Source organism: Ruegeria sp. CDSC002, from assembly GCF_059610905.1.
Genome location: NZ_JBXWOM010000004.1, coordinates 76,207 through 101,609 on the forward strand (window position 1 = coordinate 76,207; position 25,403 = coordinate 101,609).

Annotated in this window: 22 protein-coding genes; 9 read left to right on the forward strand and 13 right to left on the reverse strand. The window is 54.7% G+C overall.

The annotated features are described in order from the left end of the window. From AC2FJE_RS08790 to AC2FJE_RS08815, 6 genes are all read right to left on the reverse strand, one after another. Nucleotides 1-1,680 carry an ABC transporter ATP-binding protein gene (locus AC2FJE_RS08790; protein WP_496758549.1) on the reverse strand — a complete coding sequence of 560 codons (1,680 nt, stop codon included), beginning with the start codon at nt 1,678-1,680 and terminating at the stop codon, nt 1-3. 5 nt (nt 1,681-1,685) lie between these two features. After that, entirely contained in the window at nt 1,686-2,768 is a 1,083-nt protein-coding gene (locus AC2FJE_RS08795) for an ABC transporter permease (protein WP_496758547.1), read from the reverse strand. Between the two features lie 73 nt (nt 2,769-2,841). Next, entirely contained in the window at nt 2,842-4,206 is a 1,365-nt protein-coding gene (locus tag AC2FJE_RS08800) for a CmpA/NrtA family ABC transporter substrate-binding protein (protein ID WP_496758545.1), read from the reverse strand. A gap of 270 nt (nt 4,207-4,476) precedes the next feature. Next, nucleotides 4,477-5,646, reverse strand: a complete 1,170-nt coding sequence (locus AC2FJE_RS08805; protein ID WP_496760865.1) for an ABC transporter substrate-binding protein — start codon at nt 5,644-5,646, stop codon at nt 4,477-4,479. After that, nucleotides 5,643-6,227, reverse strand: a complete 585-nt coding sequence (locus tag AC2FJE_RS08810) for an ANTAR domain-containing response regulator (RefSeq protein ID WP_282120623.1) — start codon at nt 6,225-6,227, stop codon at nt 5,643-5,645. Before AC2FJE_RS08810 ends, AC2FJE_RS08805 begins: the two co-directional genes overlap by 4 nt. A gap of 370 nt (nt 6,228-6,597) precedes the next feature. Next, on the reverse strand, nt 6,598-7,761 hold the full coding sequence (locus tag AC2FJE_RS08815; protein WP_282120624.1) for a pyridoxal-phosphate-dependent aminotransferase family protein: 1,164 nt from the start codon (nt 7,759-7,761) through the stop codon (nt 6,598-6,600). A gap of 134 nt (nt 7,762-7,895) precedes the next feature. Here AC2FJE_RS08815 and AC2FJE_RS08820 point away from each other — a divergent pair, with 134 nt between their 5' ends. Together AC2FJE_RS08820 and AC2FJE_RS08825 are read left to right on the forward strand one after the other, a co-directional pair. Further along, entirely contained in the window at nt 7,896-10,772 is a 2,877-nt protein-coding gene (locus tag AC2FJE_RS08820; RefSeq protein ID WP_496760866.1) for an FAD-binding and (Fe-S)-binding domain-containing protein, read from the forward strand. A gap of 9 nt (nt 10,773-10,781) precedes the next feature. Next, the gene (locus AC2FJE_RS08825) at nt 10,782-11,459 is read left to right on the forward strand and encodes a GntR family transcriptional regulator (RefSeq protein WP_496698254.1); all 678 of its coding nucleotides are present in this window, start codon (nt 10,782-10,784) and stop codon (nt 11,457-11,459) included. 42 nt (nt 11,460-11,501) lie between these two features. On the opposite strand, the gene AC2FJE_RS08830 is transcribed toward AC2FJE_RS08825, so the two are convergent. The 5 genes from AC2FJE_RS08830 to AC2FJE_RS08850 all read right to left on the reverse strand — a co-directional run bounded on the left by AC2FJE_RS08830 (nt 11,502) and on the right by AC2FJE_RS08850 (nt 16,248). Then, the gene (locus tag AC2FJE_RS08830; RefSeq protein WP_496707415.1) at nt 11,502-12,578 is read right to left on the reverse strand and encodes an Ldh family oxidoreductase; all 1,077 of its coding nucleotides are present in this window, start codon (nt 12,576-12,578) and stop codon (nt 11,502-11,504) included. Further along, a complete protein-coding gene (locus tag AC2FJE_RS08835; protein ID WP_496755669.1) occupies nt 12,568-13,440 on the reverse strand; it encodes an ABC transporter permease in 873 nt (290 codons plus the stop codon). Before AC2FJE_RS08835 ends, AC2FJE_RS08830 begins: the two co-directional genes overlap by 11 nt. Beyond that, nucleotides 13,437-14,246 (reverse strand): ABC transporter ATP-binding protein, encoded by an 810-nt coding sequence (locus AC2FJE_RS08840; RefSeq protein WP_496755668.1) that lies wholly within the window; start codon nt 14,244-14,246, stop codon nt 13,437-13,439. Before AC2FJE_RS08840 ends, AC2FJE_RS08835 begins: the two co-directional genes overlap by 4 nt. Next, nucleotides 14,243-15,202, reverse strand: a complete 960-nt coding sequence (locus tag AC2FJE_RS08845; RefSeq protein ID WP_234416594.1) for an ABC transporter substrate-binding protein — start codon at nt 15,200-15,202, stop codon at nt 14,243-14,245. The genes AC2FJE_RS08840 and AC2FJE_RS08845 overlap by 4 nt, the downstream gene beginning before the upstream one ends. 125 nt (nt 15,203-15,327) lie before the next feature. After that, a complete protein-coding gene (locus AC2FJE_RS08850; RefSeq protein ID WP_496760867.1) occupies nt 15,328-16,248 on the reverse strand; it encodes a fumarylacetoacetate hydrolase family protein in 921 nt (306 codons plus the stop codon). Between the two features lie 139 nt (nt 16,249-16,387). On the opposite strand from AC2FJE_RS08850, the gene AC2FJE_RS08855 reads away from it, so the two are divergent. The 6 genes from AC2FJE_RS08855 to AC2FJE_RS08880 all read left to right on the forward strand — a co-directional run bounded on the left by AC2FJE_RS08855 (nt 16,388) and on the right by AC2FJE_RS08880 (nt 22,574). Continuing rightward, nucleotides 16,388-17,068 carry a FadR/GntR family transcriptional regulator gene (locus AC2FJE_RS08855; protein WP_108859904.1) on the forward strand — a complete coding sequence of 227 codons (681 nt, stop codon included), beginning with the start codon at nt 16,388-16,390 and terminating at the stop codon, nt 17,066-17,068. A 187-nt stretch (nt 17,069-17,255) separates the two neighbouring features. Continuing rightward, nucleotides 17,256-17,939 (forward strand): fumarylacetoacetate hydrolase family protein, encoded by a 684-nt coding sequence (locus AC2FJE_RS08860; RefSeq protein WP_058277456.1) that lies wholly within the window; start codon nt 17,256-17,258, stop codon nt 17,937-17,939. Nucleotides 17,940-17,996: 57 nt separating this feature from the next. Continuing rightward, nucleotides 17,997-19,532 (forward strand): acyl--CoA ligase, encoded by a 1,536-nt coding sequence (locus AC2FJE_RS08865; RefSeq protein WP_496698597.1) that lies wholly within the window; start codon nt 17,997-17,999, stop codon nt 19,530-19,532. Between the two features lie 4 nt (nt 19,533-19,536). After that, nucleotides 19,537-20,514, forward strand: coding sequence for a 2-dehydropantoate 2-reductase (locus AC2FJE_RS08870; RefSeq protein WP_496698264.1), 978 nt, complete (start codon nt 19,537-19,539; stop codon nt 20,512-20,514). A 503-nt stretch (nt 20,515-21,017) separates the two neighbouring features. After that, the gene (locus AC2FJE_RS08875; RefSeq protein ID WP_496755665.1) at nt 21,018-21,839 is read left to right on the forward strand and encodes a hypothetical protein; all 822 of its coding nucleotides are present in this window, start codon (nt 21,018-21,020) and stop codon (nt 21,837-21,839) included. Nucleotides 21,840-22,037: 198 nt separating this feature from the next. Beyond that, the gene (locus tag AC2FJE_RS08880) at nt 22,038-22,574 is read left to right on the forward strand and encodes a hypothetical protein (protein ID WP_496760868.1); all 537 of its coding nucleotides are present in this window, start codon (nt 22,038-22,040) and stop codon (nt 22,572-22,574) included. A gap of 17 nt (nt 22,575-22,591) precedes the next feature. On the opposite strand, the gene AC2FJE_RS08885 is transcribed toward AC2FJE_RS08880, so the two are convergent. Continuing rightward, nucleotides 22,592-22,849 carry a hypothetical protein gene (locus AC2FJE_RS08885; protein WP_282171134.1) on the reverse strand — a complete coding sequence of 86 codons (258 nt, stop codon included), beginning with the start codon at nt 22,847-22,849 and terminating at the stop codon, nt 22,592-22,594. A gap of 1,218 nt (nt 22,850-24,067) precedes the next feature. On the opposite strand from AC2FJE_RS08885, the gene AC2FJE_RS08890 reads away from it, so the two are divergent. After that, nucleotides 24,068-24,586: a redoxin domain-containing protein gene (locus AC2FJE_RS08890; RefSeq protein ID WP_496755663.1), complete on the forward strand. Its 519-nt coding sequence runs from the start codon at nt 24,068-24,070 to the stop codon at nt 24,584-24,586. Nucleotides 24,587-24,610: 24 nt separating this feature from the next. Here AC2FJE_RS08890 and AC2FJE_RS08895 read toward each other — a convergent pair whose 3' ends face one another. Continuing rightward, the gene (locus tag AC2FJE_RS08895) at nt 24,611-25,279 is read right to left on the reverse strand and encodes a GntR family transcriptional regulator (RefSeq protein ID WP_282120601.1); all 669 of its coding nucleotides are present in this window, start codon (nt 25,277-25,279) and stop codon (nt 24,611-24,613) included. Between the last annotated feature and the right edge of the window lie 124 nt (nt 25,280-25,403).

Below are 25,403 nucleotides of genomic sequence, written 5' to 3' on the forward strand. Positions count from 1 at the left end.
TCACTCCGCTGCAATCGCCTTAGGGGCGGGCGATTTCGGCTTGGCGCCGTGTTCGTATTCTTCAAGGAAATCGAGAACTTCCTGCCGGTAGGCGTAATAATCCTGGTGCTCCAACAGGGCCTTGCGAGTCCTTGGGCGCGGCAGGTCGACCTTGGTGATTTTACCGATGGTCGCCTGCGGACCGTTGGTCATCATCACTACGCGGTCGGCCAGCAGGATCGCCTCGTCCACATCATGGGTGACGCAGATCGCAGTCACCTTTGTGCGGGACCAGACCTCCATCAGAACTTCCTGCAATTCCCAGCGTGTGAGGCTGTCGAGCATCCCGAAAGGCTCATCCAACAGCAATAGTTTGGGCGACAGAGCAAAGGCGCGGGCGATACCGACACGCTGCTTCATCCCGTTCGACAGGTCAGAGGCAGATTTGTCCATCGCATCGGCCAGTCCGACGCGTTCCAGATAGTACTCCACCACGTCCTGCCGCTCGGCCAGGCTTGCATTGGGGTAGACCTTGTCGACACCAATCGCGACGTTTTCCTTGGCGGACAGCCAGGGGAACAGGTTTGGCGATTGGAACACTACAGCGCGTTCCGGGTCGGCGCCTTCGACGTGACGGCCATCTAACTTGATCGCGCCCTTGGAGATGTCATTAAGACCTGCGGCCATGGTCAGAACTGTGGACTTGCCGCAGCCGGAATGGCCGATCAGAGAGATGAACTCACCCTTGTCGATCTTCAGGTCAAAATCCTCGACCACGGTCAGAGGGCCTTTGGGCGTCGGATACACCTTGTGCAGCTGCGAGAAATCGAGGAAGCGGTTCTCAATCATCCCCTTTTGCGCCTCGGCCACCGCCGTTGGAACCCCGTGGATTGGGGTGACATCCGGCAGGGTACGAGTGCCTTCGACCTTGGCCTCGATCCCTACGTCCATCAGATATTTGGTGACGTCCGCCCGCAAGCGTTTGAACGTCTCATCGTTGTTCATGGCACCGCGTTCGCGCGGTCGCGGGATCGACACGTGGAACTCCTGCCCCAGCGTGCCATCGGGGTTCAGTGCAATGATCCGGTCGGCAAGAATGATTGCTTCATCGACGTCGTTGGTAATCAGCACGCAAGTCTTCTTGTCGGCTTCCCAGATGTGTTCGATCTCGTCCGCCAGATTGGCACGGGTCAAAGCGTCGAGCGCCGACAGAGGCTCATCCAGCAGCAATACCTCAGGGTTCATCGACAGCGCCCTCGCCACGTTGACCCGCTGGCGCATCCCGCCGGACAGTTCCGCCGGGCGGCGCGTCGCGGCATGGCTGAGGCCCACCATCTGCACGTATTGCGCAACCTTCTCGGCTTTCTCGACCTTGCTGAGACCGGGGAAAACCGTATCAACTGCCAGCCCGACGTTACCGCTGACTGTCAGCCAAGGCATCAGCGAGTAATTTTGAAAGATCACCCCGCGTTCCGGGCCGGGGCCCTTGATTGGAGCGCCTTTGAACGTGACCTCTCCGCTGGTCGGGCGATCCAGCCCGGCCATCAGGTTGATCAGGGTCGTCTTACCAGTGCCTGAGAAACCAAGGATCACCAGAAACTCGCCCTCTTGCACGTCCAGATCGATGCCTTTCAGCACATCGGCGCGCGCAGTGCCTTCACCGAAGGATTTAGAGGCGTCCTTGAAGCTTAAAATGCTCATCGCGTTCACCGGTTATTCGTGAAGGTGAAAAGGGATTGCAGGGCAAACATCACACGGTCCAGCAGGAAGCCGATGATACCGATAGTGAAGACCGCAACCATGATTTTGGCCAAAGAGCTGGAGGAACCGTTCTGGAACTCATCCCAGACAAACTTGCCCAGACCAGGGTTCTGCGCCAGCATTTCCGCGGCGATCAGAACCATCCAGCCAACACCAAGCGACAGGCGCAGACCAGTGAAGATCAGTGGCAAGGCAGAGGGCAGCACCAGCTTTGTGATCTTGGTATAGGTGTTCATTTTCAGAACCTTGGAGACGTTCAGCAGATCCTTGTCGATAGATGCCACACCAAGCGCGGTGTTGATCAGGGTCGGCCACAAGGAACACAAAGTTACAGTGATGGCCGAGATCAGGAAGGATTTCGCGAACCAGCCATCATTGGTGACGTAAACGGCCGAGACGATCATGGTCACAATCGGCAGCCACGCCAGTGGCGAAACCGGTTTGAAGATTTGTATCAGCGGGTTCAGCGCCGCATTTGCCGTTGGCGACAGACCTGCCGCGATGCCCAGAGGGACTGCGAGGGCAGTAGCGATCAGAAAGCCGAAAAACACAGTTTTGATCGAGGTCCAGATCTGTTGGTAGTAGGTCGGAGCCCCGGTGAAAGCCACGTCTTTCACCTTCTCCGGCTGGCCAGCATCAATAAACTTTTGATTGCGCGTGTCGACCATGGCTTCGAACTTGGCGCGTTTTGCCGCTTTAGCTTTGGCGTCCTCATTCAGGCTGACCATCTCCGCCCAAACCTGCGCTGGCCCGGGGACCGCGCCCAGCGAGGTCTGTACCTTGGGCGCCAGCGTGCCCCACAGAAGCAAAAAGGCGAAGATCGACAGCAACGGCACGATCAGCAAGCGCCAAATCTCGGCCATCTGAGCGCGGGGATTGTCTCCGGCAGCGGCCTTCAGAACAGGCGTGGCCCAGCTGAGGCCCAACACTTGGAACCATTTGTCGGCTGCATTGATGCGGGTGAAAAGGCGGGCGCGACGCTCCTGGCGTGCGGCGTCTGCGTTGAATTCGGGATCGACGGTCGTCATCTGATGTGTCCTTGCGATGGCGGGGCACTTGTGAAGCCCACGTCCGACCGTGGCCGGACGTGGAGCTGAGGAATTAGCCCTGAACGTCCGAGCCGACGATCTTCTGCTCGCCCTTCAGGCCAATGGACATGCTTTCGAGGTAGGCGTTGGGTGTGCGGCCGTCATAGGCGATACCGTCAATGATATCCTCGGCAGGCGTTGGTGCCTTGTAACCGCCACTGTCCCAGGGAAAGTCAGCCTCATCCGCCAGACCTTCGTCGACCAGCAGGCGCGCGGCCTCCAGGTAGATTTCGGGCTTATAAACCGACTTGGCCACTTCGTCATACCAACTGTCCGGCTTCGCATCGGGGATTTGACCCCAACGACGCATCTGGGTCAGGTACCAAACAGCGTCCGAATAGAACGGATAGGTCGCATTGTAGCGAAAGAACACGTTGAAATCGGGAACCTCGCGCTTGTCGCCTTTCTCGTATTCAAACGTGCCGGTCATCGAGTTGGCGATGACGTCATAATCCGCGCCCACATATTCCGCTCGGCTTAGGATTTCGACCGCTTCGGGTCGGTTGGCGTTTTCATTTTCATCCAACCACTGTGCCGCGCGGATCAGTGCTTTGGTCACTGCCAGAGTGGTATTCGGATACTCCTCGGCAAACTCGGCTGTGATGCCAAAGACCTTCTCGGGGTTGTTCTTCCACAGTTCGTAATCGGTAATTACTGGAACGCCGATGCCCTTGAACACCGCTTGCTGGTTCCACGGCTCACCTACGCAGTAGCCATAGATCGTTCCGGCCTCCAACGTGGCTGGCATTTGCGGCGGAGGTGTCACCGAGAGGAACACATCCGCACCGATTTGACCGGTCACGTTGTCTGGGCTGTAGAACCCCGGATGCAGCCCACCAGCGGCCAGCCAATAGCGCAGTTCGTAATTGTGGGTCGAGACTGGGAAGACCATGCCCATGTTAAAGGGCTTGCCTTCAGATTTGTATTTCTCAACGACCGGAGCAAGCGCCTCTGCGCTGATAGGGTGTTGGGGACGACCATCCTCCATCACCGGGATGTTCGGCTTCATCTCTTCCCAAATCTCGTTGGACACGGTGATGCCGTTGCCGTTCAGGTCCATTGAGAAGGGCGTTACGATGTGCGCTTCGGTTCCGTATCCGATGGTGGCGGCCAAAGGCTGTCCGGCCAGCATGTGTGCGCCGTCAAGCTGCCCGTCGATCACGCCATCCAATAGGACCTTCCAATTGGCTTGTGCTTCCAGCGTCACGAACAGGCCTTCGTCCAGAAAGTACCCATTCTCGTAAGCGACAGCCAGCGGCGCCATATCGGTCAGTTTGATAAAGCCAAAAGTCAGCTCGTCTTTTTCCAGTTCCAGCTCGGCCAGTGCCGGAGACACAAGCGCCGTCGTTGCGACGAGGCCTAAAAGAAGCTTTTTCATCTCGATCCCTTTCGGTTCAGCCCAACCTCTTGGGCAAACAAAAAAGCCGCCGACACAGTCCGCCGGGAGGAGGTGGCGGATGGTCGAGCGGCTTTGCTCTTGTAAGGTGCCCTGGATAGTGGGCGAATTCCGTCGGTGGGCGTCGTTGCCTTCCGATGTCCCGATTAAGACATCCTTGATCTGGGCCGTCATCCGGTTTTGAGCGTCAAAGTGTGATTTTTCTGCGCTGCAGCGTGATTTGATGCTGCGCTGCAAAAATTTTGGGCACTCTCACCCCGTTGGCTCGAAAATGCGACGATCGAAGAAGACGTTCGGCGCCAGAATCAAGCTTCCGTTTGTCGAGGCTACGGTGGTCGACTCAGGAAGCGCCCCTTCCAGCTTTTCTGACGCTCCGGGGGTTTCGACACCCAGCCCGAACAACTCGCGCCGATAGAGATCGCTGCGAAAGACACGGGCGGCCTGACGTTCGGCTGTGCTGACATCGATCCCGTTCCGTTGCGCTAGCTGATGCGCGATCCACTTGGCCTGACTGCGCCATGGGAAGGTGGCAGCGCCATCAAAGAACTCGACAAACCCATCCACATGGCGTTGCTCGCCGCGCGCCGAGATTGTGAATTCGCCCATCAATGCACGGTCGATTAGTTCGGGTGAGACATTGAGGTAGGTTTTGCGCGATAGCATCTCGGACGCGGTTGTTCGGCTGTCCGTGTTTGAAAGCCAACGTCCCGCGCGCCAAACGGCCCGCATGAGGCTACCCAGCAAATGCGGCTCAGTTTCGGCCCAGTTGTTTCTAACCGCCAACACCTTTTCAGGTGCGCAGGTCCAGATTGCCTTACCGGGCAGCAGCAAGGCACCAACATTGTCATCCACGGCGAATGAGCCCCAAGGCTCGCCCACGCAAAAGGCATCGATCTCGCCACCTGCAAGCGCCTGCGCCATGAGAGGGGGCGGGACAGTGCGGATTTCGACCTGCTTCGAAGCCAGTTCGGTTCCCGCAACCCAATAGCGCAGCAGTTCAACATGCATCGAAAACGGAAAAGGCACTCCGAACACCAAAACCTCACCGGCAGCCTTTGCCAGTGCAGCCCCAGCCGCAACGGCATCAGTGAAATCGAAGTCATAGCCCTGATCGGTCAGACGCCCTGCCAATTGGGTTCCAACGCCTATGACGTTGCCATTCAGGGATAGGACAGACACTGCGGACAGCGGCGTCGAGATACCGCCCAAACCCAAGGCCATCGCAACGGGTACAGGTGACAGCAGATGCGCTGCGTCCACATGCCCAAAAGCCAGCATATCGCGCAGAGATGACCATGACGGGGCCGGTCGCAGATCCAGAGACACGCCTTCGGCATGGTCAAATCCCATCTCGCGCGCGACAATCAACGGGGCCGCGTCGACCAAAGGCATATAGGCGACAGGCAAGGTCACGGTTTTCATGACAACAAACCCGAGGCCGTGACCAGGGCTTCGGCCACTTCTGCAACCCGGCGGTTCTGGTTCATCGCTGTTTTGCGCAGCAGGGCGTAGGCCTCGTCTTCAGACACACCCTTGGCTTTCATCAACAACCCTTTGGCGCGATCAATCACTTTGCGTTCTTCCAACGCACGGCGGGTCTCGGCCAGTTCGGTCCTCATCTGGCGTAGTACCTGAAACCGGGCGATGGCGGTATCGATCACAGGTTTGATGCGCTCGGCTTGCAGGCCATCGACTACATAGGCTGATACCCCTGCCTCAACGGCTGCTTTCGCCAATCCACCCGCAGCGCCCGAGACGAACATGGCCACCGGACGCTCCATCGGACCGGAGGCGACGGTCAACTCTTCCAGCATATCCCGCGATGGATTGTCTATGTCGATCAGAACGATGTCTGGGCTATGCATTGCAATTCTACGTGCCAGCCCGGAAACATTGCCGATTACAGAAACGTCTACGTCTCCAGACTCTTTTAAGGCATCCACAATTGCAAAGGCACGTTCTTGGTTCTGCTCGACGACAACGACAGTAAGGTGTTGTTTCATAGGCACCCAAGTGAGCCCAAGCTTCATCGATCGCAATTCCAAGGCCACTAAGCGTTTCATCAGGCTGCCAGTTTGCCTATTTTATCAGCATATTTTTACATGCAGCGGAATGTCTGCACAGTTTTTCTACATGTTATCAAAGAAATCTGCTTTGAGCCCTGGCGTGGCGCATTGGATCGACTCTTTGAATTTTCATTTGGTCTAATCTTTGGTTTGGGAGGCCAAATGTACTTCCATCGACGATGCGAAATCGAAGGTCCACTTTGACAGCAAGAACCACGTGACTCCGCAATCGCAGCGAATGATCGCTTTCCGCCCAACTGCTGGAATTCGTGCGAGCGCTGATGAAAGTGTATCCGTCTAGCCGGCGCTACGCAGCCTTGAGATGTTCCGAGGCAGCCTGAGTGCCGCCTCCGTGATGAGGCATACCGCTCTTGGCTAGCCCCATTTCTACGCCAGAAAGGGTGGCCATCAACATTAGGTCGTTGAAATCGCCCAAATGACCAATGCGGAACACCTTGTCGGCTACCTTGGACAGACCATTTCCTAGTGAGATGTCATAGTGCTCAAGCGCCGTAGCACGAAACGCATCGGCGGAGTGACCTTCTGGGACCTTAACCGCAGTCAAGACGCCCGATTCCTGACCTTGATGTGTGCACAAAACCTCAAGACCCCAGGCGCGCACGGCAGCCCGTGTCGCGGCTCCGTGTCGGGAGTGACGGGCAAAAACGTTGTCCAACCCTTCCTCGTGCAACATGTCTATGGCCTCATTTAATCCATAGAGAAGATTGGTGCCGGGGGTGTAGGGAAAGAACCCCTTCTGATTTGGTCCGACCATATCTTGCCAATCCCAGTAACTTCGCGGCGTGGTCACAGATTTTGAGTGTTTTAGCGCCCGATCGCTCACGGCGTTGAAGCTCAGACCAGGCGGTAACATCAGTCCTTTTTGCGAGCCGGAGACACACACATCGACCCCCCAGTCATCGAACCGAAAATCAATCGACGCAAGGCCGGAGATGGAATCCACGATTAGAAGTGCGGGGTGTTTTGCAGCGTCTATGGCCCTGCGCACTTCCTCAATTGATGAGACTGACCCGGTGGACGTTTCGTTGTGAACGACGCAAACCGCCTTGATGTCGTGCTGCTTGTCCGCACGTAGACGGTCTTCAATCTGATTGGGGTCCGCGCCGCCGCGCCAATCCCCTTCGATCAGCTCTGGGTGCAATCCTAGTTTTCCAGCCAAGTTGCACCACATGAAAGCGAAATGTCCTGTTTCAAACATCAGAACTTTTTCGCCCGGCGAAACCGTGTTCACAAGTGCGGCTTCCCACGCACCGGTGCCGGATGAAGGATAGATAAAGACGTTCTGTTTTGTCTTGAAAATCGTCTTCATTCCATTGAGGGCTTTATTCCCGACTTCTGCAAAATTGGGTCCTCGATGGTCAATGGTCTGCGTGCTTATGGCTCTCAGGATTCGATCTGGCACAGCACTTGGCCCTGGAATCTGCAAAAAGTGTCTACCCGCCTGACGCATTTGAACTGATCCTTACGCTGGTGCCAAAAAAGTGGCGCTATTATCTATTGCAAAAGTTAATTATGAATTCATTATTCAGTCAACGATGAAGTGAAAGGTCTAATTAGGCTTACAGGGAAGGGAAGGCGAACCTGATGGTAGAGAATGGATCGTTGTACCGCCGACTGTTGTCTGATGTACGGGGGGAAGTGATGTCAGATCCGGCATCGCTTGCTCGATACTCGACCGATGCCTCAATCTATCAGATGATACCGGACGCTGTGGTGATCCCCCGGTCCACAGAAGATGTCCAAGCCGTGATGTCCATTGCGCGGGACGAAGGATGTTCGGTTCTACCGCGCGGCGCCGGCACGTCGCAATGCGGGCAAACAGTCAATCAGGGTGTTGTGCTGGACAACACAAAACACTTGAATCGTATTCTTGACGTAGACGCTGAGAAACGTATCGCGCGCGTTCAGCCCGGTGTTGTTCTGGATCAATTGAACCAAGCGTTGAAGCAGCATGGCCTGTGGTTTCCCGTGGATCCCTCAACAGCGTCTCGTTGCACTCTTGGGGGGATGGCGGCAAACAATTCTTCAGGTGGAAAATCTCTGCGATACGGGATCATGCGAGACAACGTCCGTGCGATAAACGCAATCATGGTTGACGGCACGGAAGCGCGGTTCAGCGCTGATACGGCCGCATCAGGCGATTATGCGGATCTTGTTGGTGATATGCGCGCTCTTGGGCGTCGCGAGGCTGCTGAAATTGACGCTCGTTTTCCCAAAGTCCAACGCCGTGTGGGCGGGTACAATATCGACGCCCTCATCGGTAACGACATCAACATGTCCCATTTATTGGTGGGGTCAGAAGGCACATTGGCCTATTTCACAGAACTGGAATTAAGCTTGGCACAGTTGCCGGGTGCGAAAGTTACTGGTGTGTGCCATTTCCCGACATTCCGTGCTGCAATGGAGGCCACTCAGCACATCGTGACACTCAACCCCCAGGCGGTAGAGTTGGTCGACGACACCATGATTGCGTTGGGGCGTGAAATCCCATTGTTTCGCGAAACGATTAATGCATTTGTTGAAGGCAATCCTGAAGCCCTACTGCTGGTGGAATTCGCCGAGGGTAGCGTCGAGGCAAATGCCGCAAAACTGGTCGAGCTTTCGCAACTGATGGGAGATCTCGGGTTTGCTTTCAGCGGTGCGGAAAACCGGTGGGGCGGCGTTGTCTCTGTTACGGACAACTCTTTGCAGAATTCTATCGCCGAGTACCGAAAATCCGGGTTGAATGTCATGATGTCGATGAAAGAGGCGGGAAAACCACTCTCTTTTGTCGAAGATTGCGCTGTCCCGCTGCCCGACCTCGCCGAATACACCGCTGGCCTGACCGAAATCTTTGCAAAACATGGCACAAAGGGAACATGGTACGCGCATGCCTCGGTGGGGTGTTTACACGTGCGACCTGTGCTGAACATGCGGCAGGACAAAGACATCCGGACAATGAGGGCGATCGCCGAAGAAACATTTGAACTGGTCAAAATATATAAAGGATCTCATTCAGGTGAACATGGTGACGGGATCGTAAGATCAGAATTTCATGAGAAGATGTTCGGTCAGCGTATCGTTTCTGCGTTTGAGCAGGTTAAAAACCGGTTTGATCCCAACGGGGTGATGAACCCCGGCAAGATCGTGAACGCGCCCGCCATGGATGACCGGCGATTGTTCCGCTATGGTCAGGGCTATTCGGTTCCTGAATTCGAAACGACGCTGGATTGGTCCGCTTGGCCAGGTTCCGGAGGAGGGTTTCAGGGCGCCGTCGAGATGTGCAACAACAATGGTGCATGCCGCAAGCTCAAGGGTGGGGTTATGTGCCCATCTTTCCGAGCGACCCGAAACGAGCGTGATGTTACGCGTGGACGGGCAAATACGCTGCGGTTTGCGATCAGCGGGCAGATGCCGGGCGGTTTGTCGTCCGATGCCATGTTGGACACAATGAAGTACTGCGTGTCCTGCAAAGCTTGCGCTCGGGAATGTCCGACCGGCGTCGACATGGCGCGAATGAAAATCGAAGTATTGTCAGCAAAACGAAAAAAAGATGGGCTGACGTTGGCAGACAAATTGATAGCTTACCTGCCCCGATATGCACCAAAAGCCGCGAAAGTCGCGTGGCTTATGAATTTACGAAACAAAATTGCACCCTCGCGTAAGCTATTGGAGGGACCGACTGGTATTTCAGCGCGACGTGATCTGCCAGTGTGGTCTTTTGCTCCGTTCCGTGATGCCGAGGCTCAGGACAATGATCCGCAGGTGTTGCTGTTTGCCGATGTGTTCAACCGGTATTTCGAACCGGAAAATTTACGCGCCGCTGTCCGGGTTTTGCGGGCAAACGGACTTCGGGTGGCCGTGGCGCGAGACGATCAATCCGACAGGGCATTGGATTGCGGACGTACTCTTTTAGCTATGGGCTGCGTCGACGAAGCGCGTCACGAGGCACAACGCGTGATTGACGCGACGCGAGAGGCGGTTGCAAAAGGTGTTCCAGTAGTCGGGCTCGAACCTTCCTCTATCCTCACGTTCCGGGATGAGTTTTTGGCGCTTTGCCCGGGGCCGGAAACGGAGATGTTGTCGAATGCAACGCGTACCTTTGAGGAATTTCTGGCCGATCAGCCGGACTTGGCCCTGAAGCCGTTGGATCGCCCGATCTATGTGCATGGGCATTGCCACCAGAAAGCACACGATGCCGTCACACCGATGCTCAACCTTTTGAAGCGTATTCCGGAGGCACAGGTTCACATGATAGAAAGCGGTTGTTGCGGAATGGCCGGGGCGTTTGGGTATGCGCCTGAAACTATCGATGTTTCGATAAAGATGGCACAACTTGACTTGTTCCCGGCGTTGGAAGCAGCACCTATAGATGCAGTTATCGTGGCCGATGGGACATCTTGCCGCCATCAAATCGCCGAAGGTACGCAGCGGAAGCCCATGCACGTCGCGCGCCTGTTGGATCTGGTTCTTGATGTTTAGGAAATGGAAATGAACCTGACGGACAGCATTAATCGCCCGACCCTTCATGAAGAACTGGTCGAAAGGCTGCGTAACCTGGTTGTCGAAGATGTGCTAAAGCCGGGTGAAAAAGTGCCCGAGAAGCAGCTTTGTGACTCGTTGGGGGTCTCGCGGACACCTTTGCGAGAAGCTTTAAAGGTGCTTGCATCAGAAGGCTTTGTGGTACTTCAAGCCAACCGGGGGGCCCGCGTCGCAAGTGTCACGCGAGAGGAATTGGAGAATACATTTCCAGTGCTTGCGACGCTTGAGCAACTGGCGGGAGAGTTGGCATGTCAGCACCTGGATTCCGCTGAAATTGAACTAATCGAACGTCGCCACGCCGATATGCTGAAAGCCTATAAGTCACATGACCGACAGGCATATTTTAAGGCCAATCAGGACATTCATCAGGCACTGATACGTGGCGCGCGAAACGATATCCTTGCGAGCCACCACAAGCTGTTGGCCGCACGGGTCCGCCGCGCACGTTTTATGGCCAACTTGTCGGACGAGCGCTGGGCGCAGGCCATTTACGAACACAAAGCCATGATGGAGTTACTCAGGGCCCGTAATGCAGATGGGCTTGGGAAATCCATGAAGCTTCACATGATGAACAAACTTTCTGCTCTTGTGAAAGCGCTGGAGGCAGAGGACGAGACACCTCGCTAAACCCTAGTAAAAAGCGCCTACCAGCTTCCCACGGATGCGCTGCTAGTCGGCGCTGAGACTAGGAAACAGAGGGGATAACCCACAGTCCTCAGCAAGTTTGTTGAGGTCTCGACAAAGAGCGGGATTCAGCCTCACACCGTCTTTGCGGCGGGCCTCTGCGGCAGCCGTTTTGCCGTCTCCGGGCAAGCGCACCGGGTCATGACCGGGCAGGGGGGCGGATGCGCGCATTTCAGAGAAGACGCGGGCTGCGTTAGAAGCAAAGTCATTGCCCATCCCAAAGGCTGCCGGATTGAGCGCCATAACGAACTGGCCGGTGTTTGTGGATGAAGTTGTGTCCGAGGTGAAATTGACCACATCGGAACCGAAGGCCGCGCGGTTTAAGACCCCGGCCATCAACCCGATAGCTACGGAAAGACCGAACCCTTTCGGACCCCCAATCGGCAACAGAAATCCTTCTGACTTGAGGGCGGGGTCCGTCAATGGATTTCCATCACGTCCAACCATCCAGCCTTCGGGCATAGGCTTGCCTTGCTGCAACAGGGTTTTGATCTTGCCCATCGCGGCTACGGTCGTCGCCATATCAAACACAAACGGGTCGGGACCATCGGCAGGGGCGGAAAAAGCAATGGGATTGGTGCCAAGAAGCAAATCGCTACCGCCATAAGGCGGGACGTGGTTCGCGCTGCCCACTGCCGCGGCCATACCAAGCAGCCCTGCCTCGGCTTGCGGACGTACATAAAGTGCGAGTGGTCCCGCGTGATTGCCGCGCCGAACACCAACCCACCCGATACCGGTCGCTTTAGCCTTTTCAATTGCAAGATCCCGCGCCGCCAACATAGCCAGATGGCCGAGGCCATCGTCTCCGTCGATCAAAGCGGTTGCGACAGTCTCATGTTCTACAGTTACTTTTGGCGTAGGATTGGAGCCACCTCCCGCCAGCCGGGCAAGGTACTGGCGCAGGCGAAAGACACCATGCGTGCCGTAGCCATAAATGTCGGCCTCGACCATCAACGAGGCCACCTTGTCCGCATCTGTTTTTGACACACCTCGAGTTTCGAGCGCGACCGCCACAAATTCACGCAGGGTGTGGCAGTCTATATTCACAGGCTCAGAAGTCATCTCTTCCCACCTGTTCCTTGTGCCAGAACACCAATTTACGCTGTGTCCAAACCACCGATGCAAATACCACCAGACCGACAAGGCTGAGATACAGGATCAACGAGAAGACGCGCGGCGTGTTGAGCTGCGAGGCCGCAACTCGGATAAGTTCGCCAAATCCCTTGCCACCACCCAGGAATTCTCCTGTGATCGCACCAGCCATTACGCCGACCGCTCCGATCTTGAGGCCAGTAAAAACCTGCGGTAGGCCGGTTGGCAGTTTCATCTTGATCAATGTCTGCATCCGACTTGCGCCCATCGTCTTGAAAAGCATACGCGCGTTTTCATCGGCGGCGTGAAGCCCAGCGGCGGTACCAACCACGATTGGAAATGTCGCGATAAAGGCGGCAAGCGCGACCTTTGATTCAATGCCAAAGCCTAACCACGCTACGAAAAGCGGGGCGAATGCTACCTTTGGCATGGTATCTATAGCCACCAGGTAAGGCATCACGGCCTTTTCACCAAATGCAGTTTCCCCCACCAATACGCCCAGCGAAAAACCGATCGCGATTGCCAGCGCAAAACCATAGATAACTTCTTTGATTGTGATCCACAGCGCCCCAAGCATGTAGCCGCCAGTCAATAGGTTTTGTCCCACGAAGATCATATCTTTCAGGGTTTCCATCGGTGTCGGCAAAATGATTGGGGAAACCAGCCCAAGGCTCGTGACACTTTGCCATGTGCCCACGAAAACCACGAAGACAAAGGTCATCGCCAGCCAGCGTGGGATCGAGTCAATAAAGTGAATTTTCTGTTCCCATACAGTGTCTTCTGCGGTGTCAGAATCCTTTAGGGAAGGTGAGTGGTTATGAACGTCGCTCACATTTCTTCTCCCTTATCCAGGAGGCCGCGAATGTAGTCTACAATAGCGCCAAACTTGGGCGTGGTCATCATATCCAACGTACGTGGGCGTGGCAGGTCGACCTTCACGATCTCGGCAATCCTGCCTGGGCGTGGTTTCAACACGACGATTTCGTCGGACAAAATCACGGCTTCCTGAATAGAGTGCGTAACAAGAAAAGCAGTCGCATCCTGTTCATGGCAAATCCGCTGCAGTTCCATATTCATCATGTCACGTGACAGCTCGTCCAGCGCGCTGAACGGTTCGTCCAACAAAAGCACGGCTGGTTCTGTGATCAGCATACGGCAGATTGAGGCGCGCTGTGCCATGCCGCCCGACAATTCGTTCGGGTATACGTTTTCGAACCCCTTCAAACCCACGATGTCCAAAAGTTCGTGAGCCTTGCCAATTGCTTGCTTGGCGGCTGCCTTGCCATCGCGGATCTCGATTGGCAGCACGATGTTTTCCACGGCCGTTTTCCAGGGGAATAGTGTCGCCTGCTGGAACATCATACCAATGTCTCGCCGGGGACCGGTCACTGGCAGACCTTGTAGGATCACACGCCCTTTGGTGGGAGGGATCAAACCCGCCATGATTTTGAGCAGTGTGGATTTCCCGCACCCGCTGGACCCAATGACAGAAGTGAAGCTGCCTTTCCGTAACGTCAGATTAATGTCCTCAAGCGCAACAACAAGGTTGCGTGCATAGGTCTTGCTTAAATGGGTCAATTCGTAGACCGGCGTGCCCAAGGGCGCGCCGGAAAACTCTTGTGCGGCTGCAGCGTTCATTTGCTGGCGGCCTCGTTGCCAATGGCGGCAAATTCATTGGTCCAGGCGGCGCTCAAGTCATCAAGCGGTCCCGGAATTTCGCCCCCTGCGACAAGTGCGTCTTGCCATTCTTGCCAAACCTCGGCGGGGTACCATCCCAGACCATTGCTTGGATCCGCTGCTATGGTTTTCGAGCGTACGGCATCGAACAGCGCGGCCTGGAATTCTTTGTCTTCGCCTTCTTGCGGATTGCCGTCCGCCAGATGCTTCAGCACAGCTTCACGGTTAGCATCATCGAGAGCAAAGGCATGGCCACGTGCGAACGCGCGGCTCCAGGCCTCGACCAATTCGCGATCGTTGGCGATTGTGTCAGCCATTGTGGCGATACCGTTTCCGAAGAAACGCCCGAATTCCGCAGGCGTAATGTCACGCACCTTCATTCCGCGCTGGTTCAGGATTGCTGTATCTGCCGTCGAAGCAGAATATGCGTCGATTTCACCGTTCAGGAAAGCTGCAGTCGCAGGGCCGCCGTCGCCAACAGTAAGAAATGTGAAATCCTCACCTTCTTTCATACCTGCACCGGTCAAGACGTTTCGTGCAAAACCTACTTCGGCACCGTCTGCGGTGCCGGTTCCGATGACTTTTCCTCGCAGTTCCTCAACGCTTTGGACTTCAGAGTCTTCTGGCACCGCGATGCCGAAGTTGCTGCGTGCCGCCACGTTGTAGATATGTACGGCATCCACATCGCGCGACCGCGCTGCAATCAGAGGTCCGGGTCCAGGGCGACCGAAATGCGCTTGCCCAGCAGACAACGCCTGAAGCACGGCGCCTGAGCCGTTGATAGCCTCGACTGTCACGTTCAATCCTTCATCTGCGAAGTACCCTTCGCCAATGGCGACAAACACAGGAAATGAGTTGATTGCCGAAGGGCTTGGTTGCACGAAGGTGATTTCACGCAAGTCTTGCGCAAAACCCATTGTTCCTAGTGCTCCTGCTACTGGAACAGCAGTAAGCAGGGACGCTGTGAAAGTCCTTCTGTTCATCATTGTAGTCTTCCTCCCTTGAATGTTGACGCCTCACAGCGATTGCTGCGTAGGAGCCATTATACGGCGCGCACTGTGTTCCTTAGCGTGCCGATTTCGGAAACCTCGCAAACTACGACGTCCCCGTTTTTCAAAAACTGCGGCGGTTCCATTGCGTATCCGACGCCTGATGGCGTACCTGTCGCAATGATGTCTCCCGGTTCTAGTGTCAGGCCTTCTGACAAGGATGCGATCAACGTTGGAATGTCGAATATCATGTCCGACGTCATCCCGTTTTGGCGCTGCTCACCGTTTACTGTCAGTCCGATCGACAGAGCTTGCGGATCGCTGATGGCATCGGCGGTCACGATGTAGGGACCAATTGGGCAAGATCCATCAAGCCCTTTGCCTTTGAAGTACTGGCCGCCATGGCGGCGCTGTATGTCTCGGGCGGTTATGTCGTTCAGAATAGAATACCCAAAGACATGATTAAACGCATCTGCCTTGCTGATGTTACGCCCGCGCTTCCCTATCACGACTGCCAACTCGACTTCGTAGTCGATGGACTGCGACACCGAGGGAAAGAGTAGGATGTCGGCGTCTGGTGCAACGACCGAGGTCGGCGGCTTAGTAAAGAAAACCGGATGTTCGGTGATGCCGATTATCTCTTTTTGCGCCCGTTCACCTTCTGCGATGTGCTCAGCGTAGTTTCGCCCCACACAGAAAACGTTCTTACGTAGCGTGGGAATGGGCGACAGAAGAGGCGCGTCTTCGGGGACGAGCAAGTCCTTGAGTTCGCCAGCCTCACCCGCAGCAACAACGGCGTTCAACGCTTCAAGTGAGGTCTGACCGCCTTCGATAATCAGCTGCATTGTGCTTACATCAAGAGACGTATCCGGCATGAGCATCTTAAACGCACGCGAAACATCCACCATGCTTCCGTTAGCAAGCAATGCGACGCAAACGGCGTGGCTATCTACTGAAACAGTCGCTAAACGCACTCGGCTCTCCTCCTACATTCTGGCGCCCACTTAGGTCACCGATCTTGGCCGGCGACTCAGATTTGGTTGTCACTTGCCCTTGAGTTTTTGCCGACTTGGCGTTTCAATCAATCAACCAATCAGCAAATTGGGTGGCAATGTGAGTGAGCCTTCAGAACTTTCGCAACGTGTCCGGGACCTGATCGACAATGCGGGATACCGGCACAACGATAGACTTCCACCTGAAAGGGAACTGTGCCAATGGCTAGGTACAACCAGAAACCAGCTGAGGCGCGTATTGGCCGAACTAGAGGCGCAGGGGCTTATCTGGCGGCATGTGGGTCGGGGCACGTTCGTTGGTGCCCGACCGGTTCTAAATCTGACGGACGTGACCTATTTGGGTGCACAGATTAAGCCTGAACAAGTTGTGGGTGTTCGGTTTACCATCGAGCCGCAGCTTAGCCGCCTTGCCGCGCTTCATTCTACGCGTTCGGACCGTGAGCAAATGAGGCTCTGCGTTGAGAGGTGCCGAGCCGCAGAAGACTGGCGCACATATGAAGCATGGGACAATAATTTGCATCACGCGATAGCCCGGGCAACGCGTAATCAGCTTTTCCTGTATTTCTTCGAGACTCTGAATTCCGTTCGAAGGTCCATTGTGTGGGGACAACCTCGTAAAACCTATAAACCCCCAGATGATTATTCCAGCTTTCGAGAGCATGACTTGATCCTGTCGGCGATATCGAGTGGAGACGGAGAACAGGCGGCGCAGGCCATGTTGGCGCATCTGAGGTCCGTTTACTCCCGCGTGTTGCCAGCTAGTCTTGAGGCCGACCACTAAACTAGCGCCCGACCAATTTGGGAAATGGTTGGGCCAAGCAGCGGCTGAACCTCTTGCAAATCGACGGTCACATTGGCGATGACTGAGACAAGAGCTACGTCTTTTCGGGTGTGGCACAGCATCGATCGGAACAAGGCCACAGATTGGCAAACCGATCTTTGGCAACGATGTGTTCAGGAGGATAGCGATGCACGATCTTGTAATTCCCGCGGTGAAGGTTCACGAAATACCGGTAGAAGGCGGTGGCATATTCCCGGTACGTCGGGTTTATTGCATTGGTCGAAACTACGCGGCGCACGCCATAGAAATGGGCCACGACCCAAATCGTGAACCCCCATTTTTCTTCCAAAAGAACCCCGACAACCTCGATCCATCCGGAGAATTTCCATATCCGGCTCACAGCTCGGACGTACATCATGAAGCTGAAATGTATGTGGCGCTTAAATCCGGCGGCACGAAAATTTCTGTCGAAGATGCTCTGGATCACGTCTACGGCTACGGGCTTTCACTGGATATGACCCGACGAGATCTACAGGGCGAAATGAAGAAAATGGGTCGTCCTTGGGAAATCGGGAAGGCATTTGAGCGCTCAGCTCCATGTGGACCGGTGCACAAAGCAGAAGATGTTGGACCGCTCGACGAAGGCGCAATTCGCCTATCGGTGAACGGAGAAATTCGGCAGGAAGGTGATTTGAACCAGATGATCTGGAAAGTCCCTGAAATGATCTCTTACCTGAGCGATTACTTCGAACTTGCTGCCGGCGATGTTATCCTGTCTGGCACGCCCTCTGGAGTTGGTCCAGTAAACCGCGGCGATGTATTGGTGCTGTCGGTCGACAAATTGGGTAGCCTAACTGTCAAGGTAACTTAGCACCCAGACCGAACCCTCTCCGCGAAATTGGCCAATGCTTTTGTAAACGGATCCCTGATGCCCCACTTAGTCGCCGAATTGATCGCACCCCATTCTGGCACAGCAAATGCTATAGGTGCCCCAGGTCGATCTTGGTTGAACTACCTCGGGCTGCGAGAGCTTTGCGCAAAGGTCAAAAAAGATCTCCATCAGATCGGAGTAGGTCGCGGCGACCGAGTGGCAATTGTGTTGCCCAATGGCCCCGAAATGGCGACGGCCTTCATATCCGTCGCCCAAGTGGCGACGACGGCACCTTTGAACCCGGCGTACACTTACGAAGAATACGTTTTCTACCTCAAGGATCTGAATGCCAAGGCCCTTCTCGTAAACGAAGACGAAGATGGACCTGCCGTAAAAGCTGCTAGGGACCTTGGCATTGTTATCTTGAGGGCATCTCAAGATCGCTTACTTTCGGCCGGTCAGTTTTCTATTTTGCCCTGTGACTCAATTGGCCCGGCTGACACATCCGCTCCGGGTAAAGACGATGTCGCCCTGATACTGCACACGTCAGGAACTACGTCGCGTCCCAAAATCGTTCCTCTGACGCAGGCTAATATCTACGCATCCGCGCGAAATGTGGCTTCATCTTTGAAACTGACAATCGACGATCGCTGTCTGAGTATTATGCCGCTGTTTCATATCCACGGGTTGATTGCGGCTGTTGCCGCGTCTTTAGGTGCTGGATCTCAAATTAGCTGCGCCCCCGGATTCAACGCTCTTAGCTTTTTCTCTCAAGTCGCTGAAGTCGACCCGACCTGGTACACCGCGGTTCCGACAATGCACCAAGCTATCCTCGCCCGAGCTGCACGAAACCAATCGATCATAGAGCAGTCGCGGTTGCGCTTTCTTCGGTCTTCTTCTGCTTCGTTGCCGGGCCCGGTAATGGAAGAGTTGGTGGCAACTTTTAATGCGCCCGTCATCGAAGCCTACGGCATGACTGAGGCGACACATCAAATGTGTTGCAACCCTCTTACTCCCCAAACGCAAAAACCCGGATCTGTTGGAATAGCAGCAGGCCCCGAAGTCAGAATTGCAGACGAAAACGAAAATAATCTGATCTCTTCGCGGGACGTCGGAGAAATCGTTATCAGCGGTCCGAACGTGACGCCGGGATACGAAAGCAACCCGCAGGCAAATGCCGCCAATTTCTTTGAAGTGGACGGAAAAACTTGGTTTCGCACTGGTGACCAGGGTTCATTCGACGAAGAGAATTATCTGCGACTGACCGGTCGACTTAAAGAGCTTATCAATCGCGGTGGAGAGAAAATCAGCCCACTTGAGGTTGACGCTGTACTCTTAAGCCACCCAGACGTTGCTCAGGCAGTTTGTTTTGCTGTTCCCCACGAAAAACTGGGTGAAGACATAGCGGCCGCTGTGGTGCTTTCAGAAGGCGCGACGATCCAAGGTCAGGAGGTCAGGGCTTTTGTTGGCGCGCGGCTCGCAAAATTCAAGGTGCCGAATTCAGTGGTTATTCTTGAAGAAATTCCAAAAGGCGCGACTGGCAAGATACAAAGGATCGGACTAGCTGCTAAATTGGGACTGGCAAAGGCTTAGACACATGAAAGTTTGTATCTTTGGTGCCGGAGCTATCGGAGGTTACGTTGCCGCGAAACTTGCACAAACCGATACCGAAGTCAGTGTCGTCGCGCGTGGGCCCCACTTGGCGGCAATGCAGGAAAAAGGACTGACCCTTCTTGAGGAAGGGCAGGATCCGGTCAGCGTTCCAATACGCGCTTCAGACAATGCTGCCGATCTCGGCCCACAAGATTATGTCTTCATCACACTGAAAGCGCATTCCGTCCCAGCGGTCGTAGACTCAATGCAGCCGTTGATTGCAGACGAGACAACCGTGGTAAGTGGAGTGAACGGCGTGCCCTGGTGGTACTTCCACAAACTAGGCGGTCCTTACGAGGGAACGAGGTTGGCTTCAGTCGATCCGGGAAATGTGCAGTGGGACGGTTTTGGACCAGATCGCGTCCTCGGATGTGTTGTCTATCCTGCCGCCGAGGTCATAGCTCCAGGATCAATCAAGCATATCGAAGGCAATCGTTTTTCGTTGGGCGAGCCCGATGGTACTAAATCAGACCGTGCTGCCAAGCTTTCGGCTGCTCTATCCGCCGCCGGACTGCGTGCGCCCGTCAGACCAAGAATCCGGGATGAAATTTGGTTGAAACTGTGGGGTAACTTGTCGTTCAACCCGATTTCCGCTCTTACCCACTCAACACTTGATGTCCTGTGTGCCGACGAAGGCACACGCTCCGTGGCACGCGGAATGATGCTCGAGGCTCAGGAAGTCGGTGAAAAACTTGGTGTAAAGTTCCCGATAGATGTTGAAAAACGCCTCGACGGCGGAGCGGCTGTCGGTGCGCACAAAACCTCTATGTGGCAGGATTTGGAGTTGCACCGACCGATGGAAATTGATGCCTTGGTAACTTCGGTGCAAGAACTGGGGCACCTTACGGGTATCTCAACGCCCACAATCGATACCGTCGCATCACTGATCAAACTGAGGGCAAAGGTCGCAGGTCTCTATTAAAGTCTCTGTGGGCCTTGCACCGCGCGCATGCTTGAGGCGGGTAACGGGGGCTGGTTCGAACGTGTCATACAGCGTCTTTGGGAGTATTCCTGCACCTTCGATGTCATTTCGCTCCTCGTTTTGGGTTTGAAATGCTTGACGTTTGGGTCGGAATTGAGTGACGCGATTTACCCATTTGTTGAGGTTTTTGACGCCGATTTAGGCAGGAATCAGTGACGTTCCACACGAACGCGGGAGGGGGTGAGACAACGTTATTCGACAGGGGCGGTGCGGCCCGCAGGCAAAGCCGAGGACACGGCCCTGACTAAAAGGGTTGCCCGAGGGGGAGGGCAGCGCCCTCACCCTGACGGCCAGGGGCGTTTGGCTTGTCCAAATGCCGCTGGCCCACGAAGGGAAAGTAAGGGGAAAGAGCGCCCGCCGCCATTTGCGATTGTACCATTCTGTCAAACTGCAAAAAGCAATAGGAGGCCATCCGCATTTGTCCACGATGTATTTTGGAGACCATGGAGGCTTCTGGCTCCGAGAACGCGTTTCAACTTCTTGAGTGGTTGGTGCTGCCGATTGGGACCTGTGCCAAACATGGCGTACCGTTGCTCCTGCTTCCCAACGCGGCGCATGCGCATCTCACCTACGACGTGATTGAACAGGTGGCCCGCCACAAGGATCTGATCTTTGAGGCCGCACAAGACGCAAAGACGCTTCGACGTTCTTTGTTTGAAACTTACTTAAGCCGCCGTATCGAGTTTGAGGTCGCGGATGATTGGTTGGACCCACTGGACCTGACGCGTCTTCATCAGGCGTGTTTGACACTGGGAATGTCAATCGCCCTGGTTCGAGGCGTCGGTCGTTTGGACTTGGACTTCGAACAGGAGCGTGCTGCCATGTCGGCCGGGTTCGAGGTTTTGAAGAGTGGGCCGGAAGCCCTGATATCTGAGTTGGACCGTGCCAGGCGTCGGTCTTCCTCCAAGCGATCTTATTTCACGACAGATATGGGCGAATTCTATACCTGGCTGAAAGACACTGAAGAGGACCCGGCGACAGTAGTCCTCAGGGCTTGGGTGCAGGATTTTGTGCGGGAGAATTATCCGCTGCAGACCGGTGCGAAAGTTCTGGGTACGGAAATCTCAGCACCCAAACTCATCACGCTAGAACGCGCGCGGGAGCTACATGGGGTCGGCGAGGTTCGGGTGCGAGGCATTCTCGCCCACTTTCGCGGTCAAAACGCGAGCGAGCTGTCAGATATGAAAGATGTCAGCCATGAGGATCTGGCCGCCGTGCTCGATTTCTGGTCTGGACTGCAGAATATCAAATCCACCGCGACCTAGCTGAATATCCATCCGGTCCAGGTGAAAGCGCTGATCCGGCAGGACGTTTTGAAAGCTCATCGTTTCGGAACGTCTCTGCGCTACGTGACATCGTCTTCTGTGCAAACCTAGATGACCCGTCTTGAGAATCTGCAGTTAGCATCATCGACACGTCGTAGGTTGCCACTCAAGGAATTCAGCCGAAAGAGCCGGGTTCCTTTGGCACGCGTTGTCGCCGATTGGGCGGCAGGTCGATTGACCGGCGTGTCGCGTGATCCAGAAGTCGAAGGTTTGGCTGGGATGCTGATCGATCAAGCTGAAGGCTTAGAGAGGCAGGAGCGTGCATTTTCTGGTGACCTGCCGCTCTTGGATGCGGCGGCACGCTTGAAAATGAATGTGATATCGATCCGACGGTTGCGGGATGGTGGCTTTCTTAGTCAGGTCACGGTGCGAAACCCGGACACGCAGCACAACCGGTGTTATATCATGGCCCAAAGCCTGCAAGCGTTTGAGGCGCGTTATGTAACACTGGGTCAAATGGCTGAGCAGTTTGAACTTGCCGCGATCCATCTGGCTCGGGCGTTGGACCGAAGAGAAATCGAGACTATCCGCTGTGAGGCCGGGTTTGTTCGCGCGTATCGGAAAGAGATACGAGATATTGTTGGGGAATTGACGATGAGGGGTTACACGTCAGACCAACCCGAAAATACCAACGACTGTTTGAACCAAGAAAAGCAAGTGGCGGAGACAAGCTGATGCTCCGCCGTGCATGCTCACCAGTAGTAGTGATGGGGTTTGCGGCTATCCGGCCAAGCAATGTCATTAGGATCAGCGCCTTTCAGGATGCCAAGCGCAAGGGCCTTGGATTTGAGTCTTGTTGGACGTGTGTGAAAGATGATGTCGTGGCCGCGCGGCCAATTGCCGAGCCACCGGACATCATCCAGGTCTTTTCCGAGACGACGGCTCAGACCCAAGAGCGAGTACCCGTTCCCAGGCACGGTGCGGGGACGTTTGCGTTTGTAGTGGGCCATGTCTTTGGCCTTTCATGCAGTTTCAGAACTACATGGCACCCTCCATCGTTTGGTTTGCTGGTCTTGGGCTGGGCTCTGCTTTGACACTGAACACGCAGCCGGACTGGATATCGGACTGGGTCTTCAAAATCAATCGGAGGGAATAGGACGGCTTTGCAAAAGAATTTGTGCATCGGCTCTGGCAACCGGAGAGGCCCTTTAGTCAGGGCAGTTTACAGGCAACGGAACGTTACAAGTATTTCATGTGCGTAGGCCGTTGCCAGTTTTTCCTAAAGGCAAACTACAAGCATTTGTTAAACTGTGAGGTGAAGAGACATGACTGATGGTCGAAATGATCTTTTTGAACGGCTCAAACCAATTTGGGAGGCCGTGGTTAAGTTTGGCGAGAACACCCCCGAACTCAGTATGAGGGTCTATCATCAATGAGATGAGGGGCGAAGTAGACAAAGCACGGACCGCTTAATTGGGGACTGAAAATAGTCCGGATTGGTGTGACGAAAAAGTAGCGGAGGATCCTGAAGCTCAGTTCAAGATGATTGCAGTCGCCTATGCCACTGGAGACATGGATGAGGTCGACCGGGTGATAAACTACCTTGCTTTTATACGTCGTATGAAAAAACAGGGTATTTACGAATTGGGACACTGGAGTGATGAGGGTCCAGGTGGGCGATGATACAACCAGAGATCGCTTCACATAATACCCCAACTGCGACGTTTGTGGTTTGTAATTTTGCCGCCAATCACCCAACGGCTGCGAAAAACTTGCCATTCGAAACGCGGCTCTGCGGCAGCTGCAATGCCGACTAAGCGGACTTTTGCGGTTGCAGGTAGTGCTTACGCAGCAGTTCTTCGCGCTTACAGTTAAGTGGTATCGGTGACGTGGTGGATTTCACCAGGCTGGTCGTTTGATCGTTCTTGTCTCGATTGTAAAGGTTTCTTGAGGGCTACAGGTGATCAGGTCGCGTTGAATCTAATACAGGTAGCTGGTTGCGCTCACACCTGTTGCGGCATTAGAAGCCCGGCTGCAATGAGGGCCGTAGAGTGACGGCGGGTAGGTATCGTTGATTCCTCGTTAACCAACGGCGATCTTAGACCGAGCGTGCCTTTCAAGCACCGAATGATACCGCGATCTGGGTTTCAATCGTTGCCTTGACGTGACATGAAATAAGCTAACGGTATCTGCGCCAAGCCATGATTTACGGAGCAAAGGAACAACTTATGACCTCAGCCAAACCAAATGTCGGCGCGCAAATCGAGCAAATGTACTTTTCAATGCTAGGGTCTGAGGACAAGGTTTTGATCGGTCAACAAAAAGACCGCTGGACCATTCTGTTTGTTTATCGAGGCAAGCATTGTCCGCGCTGCAAGCGTTTTTTGAACAAGTTGAATGCGGCGCTGTCGGCATGGGCTGACGTTATGGACGTTATTGTTGTCTCTGCCGACACCAAAGAAAAAGCTGCGGCAGACAAAGCAGAATTCGGCTGGGATTTTGATCTTTGCTATGGAATGACTGAAGCGCAAATGCGCGCGCTTGGTCTTTACGTGTCATCGCCTCTGTCTGGTGCAGAAACGACGGGTCTGTTCGCCGAACCTGGCGCGTTTGCTATCCGTCCGAATGGAACACTGATGCTGGCCGATATCTCTAACGGCCCTGCGGCACGTCCCGATTTGGAAGAGCTTTTGGACGGCATGAAATTCAATATTGATAATGATCGTCCGGAACGAGGAACGGCCTGAGACCACCAGATCGCATGGCCTCGGTTACTCAAAGTAGCCTGGGTGCGTCTTGTGGATGAAGTCGATGGTTTCGTCGAGGCGGGACAGGTGTTTTCTGACAGCGGCTTGCGCTTGGTCATGGTCTCCTGCCGCCATGGCCTGTGCAATCTCTCGGTGATCGGCGAGGATGGCGTCTGCGGCACTGCCCTTTTCAAGGCTGAGCATACAAAGCCGGTCAACCTTTTGCTTTGATTCCAGCATCACGTCAAATGCCATAGGATTGCCGCTGAGCACGTAGATCAGTTTGTGAAAATCATAGTCCAGCGCGTGAAACGCAGATAGATCACCGTCATTGATCGCCTGCTCTTGTAAGGCGAGGTTTTCTGCAAGCTTTGCTTCACGTGTTGCGTCCCAGACTTCCATTGCTCGATGGATGATCTCCAGCTCCACCGCCATTCGAACCAATCGAGCGAGAGCCACACGCTCCATAGAAAATCCTCGAACTACGGTCGCCTTTTGTGGTCGTATTAAGAGCAGATCTTCGTTGCCGAGCCTTGTGAATGCGTTGCGAACAGGTTGGCGTGATACGCCGAATCGGCTGGCTACCTCAGTTTCGGATAGTTTTGTACCGGGAAGAATTTCAAGCGAAACGATCTCGTCGTGTAGCGCTTCATAGACCGCATCGGTTGTGGTTCGTCTGACAATATTTTCCACGGTATGTTGCTCGCGCCCTCTATCTTAGTCACGTTTCAATTTAATGGTCCACTGTTAGAGTATTGAAATAAAATAATTATTCTACTTTATTTTGCTTGAGTGAACCAATGTAGGCCTGTCACCT